Annotated in this window: 9 protein-coding genes; 3 read left to right on the plus strand and 6 right to left on the minus strand. The window is 62.6% G+C overall.

Going from position 1 to position 13,211, the window contains the following annotated elements; all coding sequences use genetic code 11:
• Nucleotides 1–4: 4 nt before the first annotated feature.
• Together KUW18_RS15615 and KUW18_RS15620 are read right to left on the minus strand one after the other, a co-directional pair.
• Nucleotides 5–1,942, minus strand: coding sequence for a TonB-dependent receptor domain-containing protein (locus tag KUW18_RS15615; RefSeq protein ID WP_222561810.1), 1,938 nt, complete (start codon nt 1,940–1,942; stop codon nt 5–7).
• A gap of 448 nt (nt 1,943–2,390) precedes the next feature.
• On the minus strand, nt 2,391–3,713 hold the full coding sequence (locus KUW18_RS15620) for an OmpP1/FadL family transporter (protein WP_222561811.1): 1,323 nt from the start codon (nt 3,711–3,713) through the stop codon (nt 2,391–2,393).
• A 315-nt stretch (nt 3,714–4,028) separates the two neighbouring features.
• On the opposite strand from KUW18_RS15620, the gene KUW18_RS15625 reads away from it, so the two are divergent.
• The 3 genes from KUW18_RS15625 to KUW18_RS15635 all read left to right on the plus strand — a co-directional run bounded on the left by KUW18_RS15625 (nt 4,029) and on the right by KUW18_RS15635 (nt 7,662).
• Nucleotides 4,029–4,478, plus strand: a complete 450-nt coding sequence (locus KUW18_RS15625) for a MerR family transcriptional regulator (RefSeq protein ID WP_206940421.1) — start codon at nt 4,029–4,031, stop codon at nt 4,476–4,478.
• A complete protein-coding gene (locus KUW18_RS15630) occupies nt 4,475–7,081 on the plus strand; it encodes a heavy metal translocating P-type ATPase (protein ID WP_261396721.1) in 2,607 nt (868 codons plus the stop codon). The genes KUW18_RS15625 and KUW18_RS15630 overlap by 4 nt, the downstream gene beginning before the upstream one ends.
• A gap of 140 nt (nt 7,082–7,221) precedes the next feature.
• Nucleotides 7,222–7,662: a VOC family protein gene (locus KUW18_RS15635; RefSeq protein WP_206940423.1), complete on the plus strand. Its 441-nt coding sequence runs from the start codon at nt 7,222–7,224 to the stop codon at nt 7,660–7,662.
• 146 nt (nt 7,663–7,808) lie between these two features.
• Here KUW18_RS15635 and recJ read toward each other — a convergent pair whose 3' ends face one another.
• From recJ to KUW18_RS15655, 4 genes are all read right to left on the minus strand, one after another.
• A complete protein-coding gene (gene recJ / locus KUW18_RS15640; protein ID WP_222561812.1) occupies nt 7,809–9,620 on the minus strand; it encodes a single-stranded-DNA-specific exonuclease RecJ in 1,812 nt (603 codons plus the stop codon).
• 109 nt (nt 9,621–9,729) lie between these two features.
• Nucleotides 9,730–10,347 carry a glutathione S-transferase family protein gene (locus tag KUW18_RS15645; protein WP_222164015.1) on the minus strand — a complete coding sequence of 206 codons (618 nt, stop codon included), beginning with the start codon at nt 10,345–10,347 and terminating at the stop codon, nt 9,730–9,732.
• 65 nt (nt 10,348–10,412) lie between these two features.
• The gene (gene thrC / locus KUW18_RS15650; protein ID WP_206940429.1) at nt 10,413–11,804 is read right to left on the minus strand and encodes a threonine synthase; all 1,392 of its coding nucleotides are present in this window, start codon (nt 11,802–11,804) and stop codon (nt 10,413–10,415) included.
• Nucleotides 11,805–11,892: 88 nt separating this feature from the next.
• Nucleotides 11,893–13,209 (minus strand): homoserine dehydrogenase, encoded by a 1,317-nt coding sequence (locus KUW18_RS15655; protein ID WP_206940846.1) that lies wholly within the window; start codon nt 13,207–13,209, stop codon nt 11,893–11,895.
• Nucleotides 13,210–13,211: the final 2 nt, after the last annotated feature.

A 13,211-nucleotide genomic window follows, 5' to 3' on the forward strand; every position in this document is an offset into this window, starting at 1 on the left:
GTGCTCAGAATTCCATCTCCAGCCCAACCCAATAGCGTCGTCCATCATCAACATGGCCGAAATTGTCGTAGTCGATATCCTTGTCAGTCAGGTTGTAGATGCCTGCCAATAGCTCTAGCCGAGGCGTCGCCTGCCATCCCAGGCCGGTGTCCCAGGTGGCATAGGATGGGGCACGAATGGAGGTACTGCTGTTACTCGACAAGTTGACCGGCTGGCTTTCCTCACCACGGAAGGTAAAGCGCAGCCAGGGCGCTACGCTGTCACTGGCCTGCCAGTTCAGCGTGGTTGTGAACAGGTGGCGCGGCACCTGGGTCAGAGGCTGTCCCTCGTTGTCACCGCTCTTCTGCTCGGAGTCGGTGTAGGTGTATGACGCCAGGGCCTGAACTCGCTGCCCTACTGGCATGGTGAGACTAGCTTCCACTCCCTGGGTAATAGCGTCATCAATGTTGACGTTGGTGCGAGCATCCGGATCCCCCGTCGCCGCATCGCCGCAGTCACGGCCCCCGCAGCCCACGGTGGCAATCTTGTCATCGAAGTCGTTGTAGAACAGGGTCAGGCTGGCCTGCAGGCCTCCGGCGCCATCATGGACCAGCCCCATCTCGTAGCTGCGAGACTCTTCCGCATCCAGATCCGGGTTGCCGTAAATATCGCCCCCACGACTCTCCTGGACCCACTCCCCTGACAGCTCACGCAGGTTAGGCGCACGAAAACCAGTGGACATGCCACCTTTCATCGTCCATTCGTCGGCAAAGTCCCAAACACCATAAATACGGGGGCTGTAGTGGTCGCCGAAGAACTCGTGATCATCCATGCGAAGACCTGCGGTGAGGGCAACGCGGTCCGTCAGAAACCACTCATCCTCGACAAACAACGCGTACTGATAGACGGTGATCTCGTCGGTATCGGAGAGCGCATTGGTCGTCGTATCCTGAAGCCTTTCGTCTTCCCAGGTAGCGCCAAAGGTGACGAAGTGATCGGCCAACGGCAGCACCCAGCGCGAATCGGCTACGGTGTTGCGGATCTCGATATCGCGCCCAACGTTGTCGGTCTCTTCCCGCTGGAGGTAAGAATCGGAGGTCATGGCGCCCCACCTGCCCTGATGGGAGAGCGCTAGCGTCTTGTGCCGGTTCTCGGTTTCGCTGTCGCTTGATCGCTCTGGCAATGAAAATCCCGCCCGGCTGGTGCGCTCCTGCTTGCGCCGACTGGCATCAAAGGAAAAGGCGTGCTCGTCGCTTGCCTGCCAGGAGAGGCGAGCCGCCAGATTGTCGAACTCGCGCTTGGCATAGCCCCGCTCGATCTTGTCTTCCTGACGATGCTGGTATTGGCCACTAAGCTGCACACCGAGCACATCGCTGATCAAAGGTCCCGACACATATAGCTGGTTGTTGAATTCGTTGCCGGAATCGCTGTCTTCCTGAATTGTCGCTTCGCTGCGCACGCTGGTGACCCATTCATCACTGACCTTGCGGGTGATAACGTTGATCACACCTCCTATCGCGTCGGAGCCGTAAAGAGTCGACATGGGCCCCCGGATGACCTCGATACGCTCGATGGCGCTGAGCGGCGGCAGCCAGTCCTTCTGAAAGCCGCCACCACCACTGGGCTGGGATTCCCGAGAGGTTTGGCGGCGGCCATCCACCAACCACAGCGTGTATTGGGGGGGCATACCCCGCAAGCTGATATCTTCACCGTCGCCACCTCCCGTGACGACAACCCCTGGAACATCCTGGAGAGCATCGGTGATGTCACGATACGCACGCCTCTCCAAGGACTCGCGAGTGACAACACTGACGGAAGCTGGGGCATTGCTGACGGTCTGCTCGTAACCCGCGGCAGTGACGACGATATCGTCGAGATTGATGTCATCCTGAGCGTGGACCACCAGCGGGGCAGCGCCACTAAGAGGAACAACCACCCAAGGGAGCAAAGATCGTGAAAGCATGGAGAACACCAGTATCGTCAATTCGTATTGAACGTTATTAGTTCTCAATTCTAGAGAGGTCGATGCCGTCCAAACAGCGTTAAGCGGCCTTTTGGCCATGCTTTCGTCACAACGGCATGTTCTATTTTCCGCAACCATGCCGCTCGTACCCATCGCCGCAGATGGCTATCGCCCTCGTCCACAGCGCCACGTTGACGGTTGCGCCAAGCGGCAATGCGAATCCTCGGGAAAGCGCTGAGCGCAATGAGAGACCAGGCGCCCGCAGCACAGTCCATGGCGCCTATGTGATACAGGTGAAGAATGAGAGCATCGCGCAACGTAGCGAATCGTCCGCGCAGCTGTTTCTACCGAGGTTCCTTAGCTATCCACCAACGACAGCGCCCCTCCAGGGAGGGGCGCTGTGGGGCCAATGTCAGTGTCAGTGGCCGTGGTCTTGCGACCAAACGGATCAGAAGCGGTAGGTGACCTGGGCACCAAAGGCCTGGGCGGTGTTCTCGAAGTCCGCCTCGTAGGTGCCGCGGTTTTCCTCTTCCTGGGACAGTTCCGCGTCGGACTCATGAATGTAGCTGTAGGCCACGTCCACGGTCAGATCCGGCATCGGGGTCCAGCCGGCACCGAGTGAGAAGATGATGCGGTCATCGGACGGCACCCGCACGCTGCGATATTCGTCCTTGATCGGGGTCTCGTCGTAGGCAAGGCCGGTACGCAGGACCCACTGGGGATTCAGCTGGTAGGTGGTGCCCACGGAGTACTGCCAGCTGTCCTCGTAGTTCTGGGCCTCGACGATTTCACGCACATCATTTTCGACGCGCAGCTCGTCAAACTCGCTCCAGTTGGTCATGGCGGCACCGGCCATCACCGTCCATCGGTCGTTGATCTGGTGAGTGGCCGAGAAATCCCAGACGGCAGGCAGGGTAATGGACAGGGCGGCGTCCGCAGCCTGGGTCCGCGTACCTGCCGCGATTGTGCCAGGGAAGGGGCCGGCCTGCGCGCCACGGACGTTGGTAAAGCGCGCCTTGCCCTCCAGGTCATACTCCACTTCGGAGTGATAGGCGAAGCCGAAGGTGGTGTGTTCCCAGGGCTTGTACATGGCGCCCAGGGTATAGCCCCAGGCGTTGTCATCACCCTCAATGTCGACATCGCCTTCACCCGCGATACCATTGCCGCCCAGAGGCGCACCGGTTGCAGCGTCGAACAGGCCTACGGGGCCACCCTGGGTATTGGCGGTCAGCTCGCCGTCGATCTGGTTATAGGTCAGACCGAAGCCCGCCGAGAACTGTTCGCTGAACTTGACCGAGATGGTCGGCTGGACGGTCACCACCTCAACCTTGCTGCGATCGCCAAAGAAGCGGCCCTGGAATTGACCTTCGTAGTCGGTGATCAAACCGAAGGGCGCATACACGCCGAGACCGAAGTGCAGGTTGTCATTGATCGGCTGCACGTAGAAACCGAACGGAATCACACTGTTGGGCACCATATCGCCTTCGTTGGAACCCGTTGCGCTGCCATCGGCATTCTTGATATCGGTATCCACGGTCAGGAAGGCGGCACCGGCGGTGATCTGAGCGCGATCAAGAAACGACATGCCGGCGGGGTTGCCGAACACGATGCTGGCATCATTGACGGTAGAGGCGCGGCCCGCATTGGAAGTGCCCTGCCCGCTGACACCTTGCTCATTCAGCTGGAAGGCACCGGCCATGGCTTGACCAGAAAGAGCGGAGGCGGCCACGGCAACCGCCAGGGTCAACGGCTTGACTTTGTTATAGATCATCTCGACGTCCTTAATATCAGCAAGCGTGTCGGCGCATTTATTATCGGCTGGCACCGCCTTTGTTAGCGGGCTTGATCGCAGTGTTTGCGAAGGCGGGCTAGAGTTCAAGGCCAAACGTTCGTTTTAATAGCTAATTTGCTCATACTTTGGTCCAACGAATTTTGCTGATAACGTCAATTCAGTGACTTAGGACTTCATGCTTTGTTGTTTACGGCATACAAAATATCCCCTTGACCATTGGGTAACACAAAGGTTTTACACTGACATTGCACCACATCGCTCCCTGTCCCGCGCCACCCCGCCCAAGGAGACAAGATGAAAGTCAGTGAACTGGCCGTATCCGTAGGGGTCACGTCCGAGACCGTTCGTCACTACACCCGAGAGGGCTTGCTGTCCCCGAGCAAGGACCCAGCGAACGGCTATCACCGCTACTCGGAGCAGGATCGTGAACGCCTGAGCTTTGTTCAGCGTGCCCGCACCCTGGGCTTCAGCCTGGCCGACATACGCCAGATCCTGGTTCATGCGGACCAGGGAGACTCTCCCTGCCCACTGGTCCGCGACCTGTTGGCGGAGCGGCTGCCGAAGATACGCCAGCGTATTGCGGAACTGGAAGCGCTGGCTCAGCGCATGGAAGATGCCATGCACAGCTGGCAACACCTGCCCGACGGCGTCCCGGACGGACACAGTCTGTGCCGTCTGATCGAAAGCGTGCCGAAGGCGTCCGTACCGGAATCCACCACGGCCAGACAGCAGGAGTCATCATGAATCACCTCGAGGAGCACCAGTTTCAGGTGAGCGGAATGTCCTGCCAGGGCTGCGTCGGGCGCATGCGCCGGGCCATCCAGGAGCGTGACAACACGGCCAGGGTCGAAGGTGATCCCGGGAGCGGCAGGCTCTCGGTCGCCTCGGCACTCGGTGCCAGTGAGGTGAAAGCCCTGCTGGCACAGGCCGGCTACCCCGCCGAGCACACTGACGCCACCAACCCTCCGGTCTGTGACGACCCAGCGGCCTGTGGCAAGGCGACGACCTCCCCCGTACCGGACGAACCACCCTCACAACCCGACGCCTCCACCGCTTCGGCCCAGCGTCTGGCGATCCAGGGCATGACCTGCGCTGGCTGTGTCGCTAGCGTTCAAAAGGCTCTGGCGCATACCCCCGGTGTCGAACAGGCAGACGTCAACTTTGCCTCTCATACGGCACGGGTGCGGGGCAGCGTCGATCCCCAGGCACTGGTGCAAGCGGTCGAGTCGGTGGGATATGGCGCCACGCCCATTGTCGACCTGCGCGAGGCGGAAAAGCAGCGAGCACAGCGCAACCAGCAGGACTACCGGCGCATGCTCAAGGGCAGCATCGCCTCCCTGGGGCTCGCCGTCCCCCTGATGATCATGATGCTGATCCATCACCCGGCCCCAACCGGCGTGGCGCGTCTTGGCTGGGGACTGGTCGGTCTGGCGACCCTGGCAGTGCTGATCGGCCCGGGGCGCCAGTTCTTCCGTGGCGCCTGGAAAGCCCTGCGTCATCATCAGGCCAATATGGACACCCTGATTGCCCTGGGCACCGGTACAGCCTGGCTGTATTCCATGGTGGTGGTGCTGGCAGCGCCCTGGCTACCCGAGGCCGCCCGAGGCCTCTATTTCGAGGCGTCCGCCATGGTCATCGGTCTGGTGCTGCTGGGCAAGGCGCTGGAGCTGCGCGCCCAGGGGCATACCTCCGAGGCGCTGCATCGGTTGCTCGATTTGCAGAGTCAAACCGCCCGCCTGGTGACCCAGCATGGTGATCAAGAAGTCGCCATCGACGACGTCACCGAGGGCGACCTGATCCGGGTACGACCCGGCGAACGCCTGCCGGTGGACGGCCAGGTGACCGAAGGCAGCAGCTACATCGACGAATCGATGCTGTCAGGGGAGCCGGCCCCCGTCGCCCGCGGGCCAGGGGACGAGGTCAGCGCCGGCACCGTCAACGGACGCGGCTCACTGGTATTCCGCGCCACCCGCATTGGCGCGGACACGCGGCTGGGGCGGATCACCGAACAGGTGGCGACGGCCCAGGGGTCGAAGCCGCCCATCGGCAATCTCGCGGACCGGGTGTCTGCGGTCTTCGTGCCCAGCGTCATGATTATCGCGGTGTTGACCGCTCTGGCCTGGTACCACCTGGGCCCCGAACCGGCGGTGATTCACATGCTGGTCACTGCCACCACGGTGCTGATCATCGCCTGTCCCTGCGCCCTTGGGTTGGCCACGCCGCTGTCGACCATGATCGGGGTAGGCAAGGCGGCCGACCACGGCGTACTGATCCGCTCGGGCGAGGCGCTGCAGACGGCCAGTACACTGACCACCCTGATGGTCGACAAGACCGGCACACTGACCGAGGGACGTCCCAGAGTGACCGACGTGCACTGGTTCGATTCGCGTGGGCTCGAACGCTCATCGCTGCTGGCACTCATCGCTGAGGTCGAGAGCCGGTCCGAACACCCGGTGGGGGAAGCGCTGGCGCGTTTCGCCGAGCAGCAAGCCGCCTCCGCCCACCACGGCGACGTCACCATCGACGACTTCGAGAGCATCACCGGTCAGGGGGTCAAGGCCCGAACAGCGCAAGGACCTACGCTGGCGATCGGTAACGGGGCATTGATGGAGGCACAAGGCGTCGATCTGCACGCCGCTGTTGACACGCTACCTGACTGGCAACAGCAGGCACGTACCCTGGTCTATGCTGCGCTAGACGATCAACTGACAGCAGCCTTCGCGATCGAGGATCCGCTGCGCGAGGACAGCCGAGACGCCATCGCTCGCCTCCAGGCCGATGGCATCAAGGTGGTCATGCTGACCGGCGACAACGCCGCCACCGCAACAGCCATCGGCGAAGCCGTCGGCATCGACGAGGTCCATGCGGAGCTGTCGCCCAGTGACAAGCATGCCGACATCGAACGACGCCAGGCCCAAGGGGAGATCGTCGGCATGGTAGGTGACGGCATCAACGACGCGCCAGCGCTGGCCCGCGCCAACGTGGGCTTTGCCATGGGCCAGGGCACCGACGTGGCCATTGAAAGCGCTGGCATCACGCTGATGCGGCCTTCTCTCCACGGGATCGCAGCGGCCATCGAGATCAGCCAGGCAACCTTGAGCAACATTCGCCAGAACCTGTGGGGCGCCCTCGGCTACAACGCCCTGTGTATCCCCATCGCTGCAGGTCTGCTGTATCCGCTGACAGGCACCCTGCTGTCACCGATGATCGCCGGCGCGGCAATGTCCGCTTCCTCCATCACCGTGGTCGCCAACGCCAACCGACTGCGTCTCAGACGGCTGCAGGGTGCTGTGACGCAGCCCTCGGCAGACGCCGACTCTTCTACAGCGTCAGGAGTCTCTCCATGAGTATCATCGTGACATTGGCGGGGCTGGCGCTCATCGCGCTGATCATCTGGTGGTTCTGGCTATCCTGAAAGAGCACTCCCGGCGTAAGGACCACATCGCTGGGCCAGACAGGCGTGAAGACGGGAAAAGGAGGCAAGACCATGAGCCAAGCGGAATCGCCCACGGGCCCCACCCTCGATCGAGTGCTGGAAACGGCGCTGTATGTGGCCGACATGGCCAAGGCACGACAGTTCTTCGAGTCGGCACTGGGCCTGTCCCCCTTTACCGCAGACCATCGCTTTACCGCCTACCAGGTGGGGCCCTCGGTACTGTTGCTGTTTCTGGAAGGGGGAACCCTGGAAACCGTCGTGCTGCCGGACAACGGGGGCACCATTCCGCCCCACGACGGTCGCGGCTGGGTCCATATGGCCTTTGCCATTCGCCACGCAGAGTTGGCGGCATGGGAGTCCCGACTCCATGCCCATGGTGTCGAGATCGAAGGCCGAACCCGCTGGTCGCGTGGCGGAGAAAGCCTCTACTTCCGAGACCCGGATGGCCATCTGCTGGAACTGGCGACCCCGGGAGTCTGGCCCCATTACTGACGGCGACATCGTTGGGCACAGGGGGCGAGCCCCTCAATGCCCCGTCACTGTCCCCCAGGGAACGACCGTTCCACCTCAATCACAGCCGTTTCACTTAGCTAGCTGGCGCGGTTCAGGGCTCGACGCTGGCCTGTGCTTGGAAGGTATCAATCGACGGGGTCTGCGTGTTCGACCATCAGCTGCAGGGTTTCGCGCCCACGGTAGCGATTGCGATTGAGCTTGTAGGCACAGTGCAACGTCGACCCAACATCAAAGTCGGGCAGTTGGCCAGGCGTCAGACAGCGAAACCAGATGGCCTTCAGCGTCAGCCCCTGACACGACAGTTCGAGTGACAGGTGACTGCCATCCCCTACCGGCTTGAGCCGCTCCACCACAAAGCGTCCCTCGAACAGGGGGGCCTCGAACTCGCGACCGAAGGGACCGAGCCCCTCGATCTCGACCAGGGTCTCGAGACGTAACTGCTGTTCAGAGAGCTCACCGTCGGTGTCGATACAGGGTACCAATTCCCGCTCGCCCAACTGTTCGCGTACCGCGGTCAGCATCGCACCTCGAAAAGCGTCGAGACGCGACTGCACCACACCGACCCCAGCCGCACCGCGATGGCCGCCAAAACGGACCAGAGCATCGGGGGCAAGCTGATGGGCACGTTGCAGCGCATCACGCAGATGCAAGGCGTCTACTGAACGCCCGGAACCTGTCAGCATACCGGCTTCTGCCGCAGGAGTGAGCACCAGCGTGGGACGACCATAGGCCTGCACCAGGCGCGATGCGACAATCCCCTGAACGCCAGGATGCCCCTCCTCCAGATGCACGATGATCATCGGGTCATCGGCCTCCAGCGCCACTCTGGCCAATGCCTTGGCATCAGCCACCATCTCCGCCTCGATGGCCTTGCGTGACTGGTTGTCGGCATCCAGCGTCTCAAGATGGCGCCGCGCCACGCTGTCATCGCTGGCCAGCATGAAATGCAACGCGGCGTAAGGATCATCCAGGCGCGAGCGTGCGTTGATGCGGGGCCCCATCTGGAACCCAAGGGTCTCGGCATCGAAGGGCACGCTATCCGCTCCCAGCCGCTCGGCCATCACTCGCCAGCACGGCTCGCCCATGCGATTGATCACGGCCAGACCGTGACGAACCACGGCACGATTGATGGCGCTTGCGCCCAGGGAGACACAATCGGCCACCGTGCCCAAGGCCACATAGGACAGCCAGGGCGACAGCTTGGGCGTCGACGGTGACAGCACCGCCTGCTCGATCAATGCCTGGCGCGTCAGCGACATCAACAGCCACGCCACCATGCAGCCGGCGATGGTGGCATCGGGATAGTCACAGTCCTGTCGGGTCGGGTTGACCGTGGCATAGGCCGACGGCGGCGGACCCTCCACGGGCAATGCGTGGTGGTCGCTCACCACCACGTCAATGCCGGCTTGCTTCAGCCGGGCAATACGCGCTTCATCACTACTGCCGCAATCGGCGGTGATCACCAGGCTTGGGCGGGGACTGAGCCGCAGGGTACGCTCCACCAGCGGCAGGCTGATGCCATACCCATCATGAATGCGGTGACCAATCAGGCTGTGCAGTCGTGATGCCGGTACGCCAAACAGCTCGTTCAAGGTGCGCCGGATCACCACGTGGGACGTGATGCCGTCGACATCGTAGTCGGTAAGAATACCGATATGCTCCCCTTCGGCCACCGCCCTGGCGATGCGCTCGGCGGCACGCGGAGCATCGGCCAGGCGTTCAGGGTGTACCAGGTAGCGCAGACTGGGATCGACCAGGGGCTCGAGCTCACCTTTGTAGTCCACCAGGCGGCCAGCCAGCAGGCGTGCCTGCAGCTCGGACAGGCCGGCGTCCAGGCCCTGACGGTAGAGGGATTCATTGCGCTGACGGCGCTGTATTCTCGGACGTGGCTCGACAAAGGGACGCGGGGCACTGTCGATCACAGAAGACTCAGACATCGGACTCTCGGGATATGGGGGTAGGTGACGTTCCGGCGTCTATCCGGGGTCAGCGGGACAAATTGGCCCCTCGGCAGGTCAGCCACTCCCTCAGCAGGCGACGTCGGCCTCAGCTGATCGGCAGCATCACATGTTCGCGGTAGGCGGTGCGCTGGGTCAGCTTGCCGTACCAGGCCTCCAGGTGAGGCAGTGTGGGACGTTCGATGTCCAGCTCAAACCACAGATAGACATAGGCCCCCAACGGAATATCGGCCAGGCCAAAGGCATCACCCGATAGCCAAGGTTGCTTGGCCAGCACCCCGTCCGCCAGGCGCAGTGCTTTTTCGAACCCCGACAGCCCACGCTCGATCGCGGCATCATCGCAGGTCTCGGGCGTTCCCCGCACCAGATTCATGATGAGGTCACGATAGGGCCCCGCCAGGCTGGCCAGGGCCCAGTCCATCCACATGCCCGAGCGACCGCGCTCGGCGGGGGTCGCCGTGTTCAGCTGAGCGTTACCGTAGGCATCCGCCAGGTAGCGCACGATGGCATTGGATTCCCACAGGACGAGGTCGCCGTCTTCAAGGCAGGGAATCAGCCCGTTTGGATTCTTGGCCAGATAGTCCGGCGTATCCAGCCCTCCGAAAGGCCCTCCCACGTCGATCCGTTCGAGCGTGATACCGAGCTCGGCGGCACACCACATGGGCTTCTTCACGTTGACCGAATTGCTGCGTCCCCAAAGCTTCATGATTGTCTCCCTGGCGAAACGGAACGGTCGAAGCGAGGTCCTCGCCTCGACCGGAACGGGCAAGCCTAGCGGCGGCGATGCTCGGCCACGAAGGCCTGTACCGCTTCGAGTCTAGCGGGAAGCACCTCGTAGCGTTCCTCACGCTCCAGCAGGTCTTCCATATGTGGCGGAAGCGGCACACCAGGGAAGCCCGCCTTGACCACTGCCTCGGCGAACTTGGCCGGATGGGCCGTCGCCAGGGTAATCATCGGCGTGGCGGCATCCCTGCGCTCGCGCTCGGCGGCACGGTAGCCGGTCGCGGTATGCGGGTCGAGAATTTCCTGGGTCCGGTGATGAGCCTCGCGGATCACCTCCAGAATGGTAGCGTCATCGACGCTATGGCTGGCAAAAATGTCGCGCAGTCGGCCCAGGGGCGCGTCGGCCAACGCGGTCGGCTCCTGCTGGAAGCGTGTGAGCAGCGCATCGACGGCTGCGCCATCCCGCTCGTAGGCTTCAAACAGCAGACGCTCGAAGTTGGACGACACCACGATGTCCATGGACGGTGCCAGGGTGGCCAGCAGGTCCTTCTTGGAGAAGTCATTGTCGGCCAGGGTGCGGTGAAGAATGTCGTTGGCGTTGGTCGCGATGATGAACTGCTTGACCGGCAGTCCCATGCGATAGGCCACATAGCCGGCAAAGACATTGCCGAAGTTGGCCGAGGGCACGCAGAAGCTGACCTGGCGCTGGGGCGCCCCGACGGCCACTGCCGACGCCACGTAATACACCACCTGGGCCATGATACGCGCCCAGTTGATCGAGTTGACGGCTACCAGCCGCGTCCCCTCGAGGAAGCTCTGGTCAGCGAAGCTCGCCTTGACCATGGCCTGGGCGTCATCGAAGTTGCCTTCGATAGCGACATTGAAGACGTTGTCGGCCAGCACCGTGGTCATCTGGCGGCGCTGCACCTCCGACACCCGGTTGTGGGGGTGAAGAATGAAGATATCCAGGTTGTCACAGTGGCGGCAGCCTTCAATGGCCGCAGAGCCGGTATCCCCGGACGTGGCGCCCATGATCACCGCGCGCTCGCCGCGCTTCTGCAGGAAGTGATCGAGAATGCGGCCCAACAGCTGCAGTGCCACGTCCTTGAACGCCAGCGTCGGCCCGTGGAACAACTCCAGCAGGAAGTGGTTGGCATCCAGCTGGTTGAGCGGGACGACCGCATCGTGGCTGAAGGTGGCGTAGGCGTCCCGGACCAGGCCGCGGAAGGTGTCGTCGTCGATCTCACCGCCGACAAACGGCTTCATCACACGAAAGGCGATCTCGGCATAGGAGAGACCGGCCATGTCGGCCAGATCATCCGCGCTGAGTTGGGGAAAGTCCTCGGGCACGTAAAGGCCGCCATCGGTGGCCATGCCGGTGAGAACGACATCTTCAAAGGACAGCGCGGGCGCCTGCCCACGGGTGCTGATATAGCGCATCTTGTGATTCCTTGCCGCCGCTGCAGCGCGGCCTGAGGGGTCCAGCGAAGCGCCATGGGGCATGGCCGCGGCCGCCCCATGGACATCGTCAATCCTGCTCGTCGAGGCTCTCGACACGGATTCGGGTCACCGAACCCGCGATGTCGGCCAGGGCCTCGATCCGGCGGATGGCCTCGTTCATCTGCTTCTCGAGGGTGCGGTGCGTCATCAGGATAATCGGCACCAGCTCGCCTTCGGTCGCTTCCTTCTGGATCAGCGCCTCGATGGAGATGCCTTCCTCGGACAGGATGGTGGCCACCCGAGCCAGCACACCGGGACGATCAACCGCCAGCAGACGCAGATAGTAGGCGGTGGTGATCTCCTCCATCGGCATGATCGGCAGCTCGTCACAGTCGTCGCTGACGCCACTGAAGGCCAGGTACGGGGTCCGGTAGCGGTGCTCGGTGGAGATATCGCGGGCAACGTCCAGCAAGTCCGCGACCACGGCGGAGGCGGTCGGCTCGTCGCCGGCACCCGCGCCGTAATACAGGGTCGGGCCTACCGCATCTCCCATCACCGCGATGGCGTTCTTCACGCCGTGCACGCTGGCCAGCAGGCGCTCCTTGGGGATCAGGGTCGGATGCACCCGCAGCTCAAGGCCACAGCCGGTGCGCTTGGAAATCCCCAGGTGCTTGATGATGTAGCCCAGGTTATCGGCCTGCTCGACGTCCTCTGCGGTGATCCGCGAGATACCTTCGGTGTAGGCCTTCTCGAACTGCAGCGGCACGCCGTAGGCGATCGACGCCAGAATGGTCAGCTTGTGCGCGGCATCGATGCCCTCGACGTCGAAGGTCGGGTCCGCCTCGGCATAGCCAAGCGCCTGGGCCTCGGCCAGCACATCTTCAAAGGCACGGCCTTCGTCGCGCATGTGGGTCAGGATGTAGTTGCCGGTACCGTTGATGATGCCAGCCACCCAGCTGATGCGGTTGGCCCCAAGACCTTCACGCAGGGACTTGATGACCGGGATGCCGCCGGCCACCGCCGCTTCGAACGCCACAATCACGCCCTTGTCGTGGGCGGCCTTGAAGATCTCGTTGCCGTGCACGGCGATCAGCGCCTTGTTGGCCGTCACCACGTGCTTGCCATTGTCGATCGCCGTCATGACCAGGTCACGCGCCACCTCGTAGCCACCGATCAGCTCGACCACCACGTCCACGTTCGGGTTGGTCGCGACTTCGAAGACATCCTTGGTGGTACGGATACCGGTAAGATCACAGTCGGGGTTGATGCTGCGATGGGCGACCTGCTCAATGACAAGCGGACGCCCTGCCCTGCGGGCAATTTCATCGGCGTTTCGTGTCAGTACGTTGAAGGTACCGCCGCCGACGGTACCTAGCCCACAGATTCCCACTCTTACCGGTTTCAATG

The organism is Halomonas sp. DP5Y7-2 (assembly GCF_019802025.1).
Taxonomy (GTDB): domain Bacteria; phylum Pseudomonadota; class Gammaproteobacteria; order Pseudomonadales; family Halomonadaceae; genus Halomonas; species Halomonas litopenaei_A.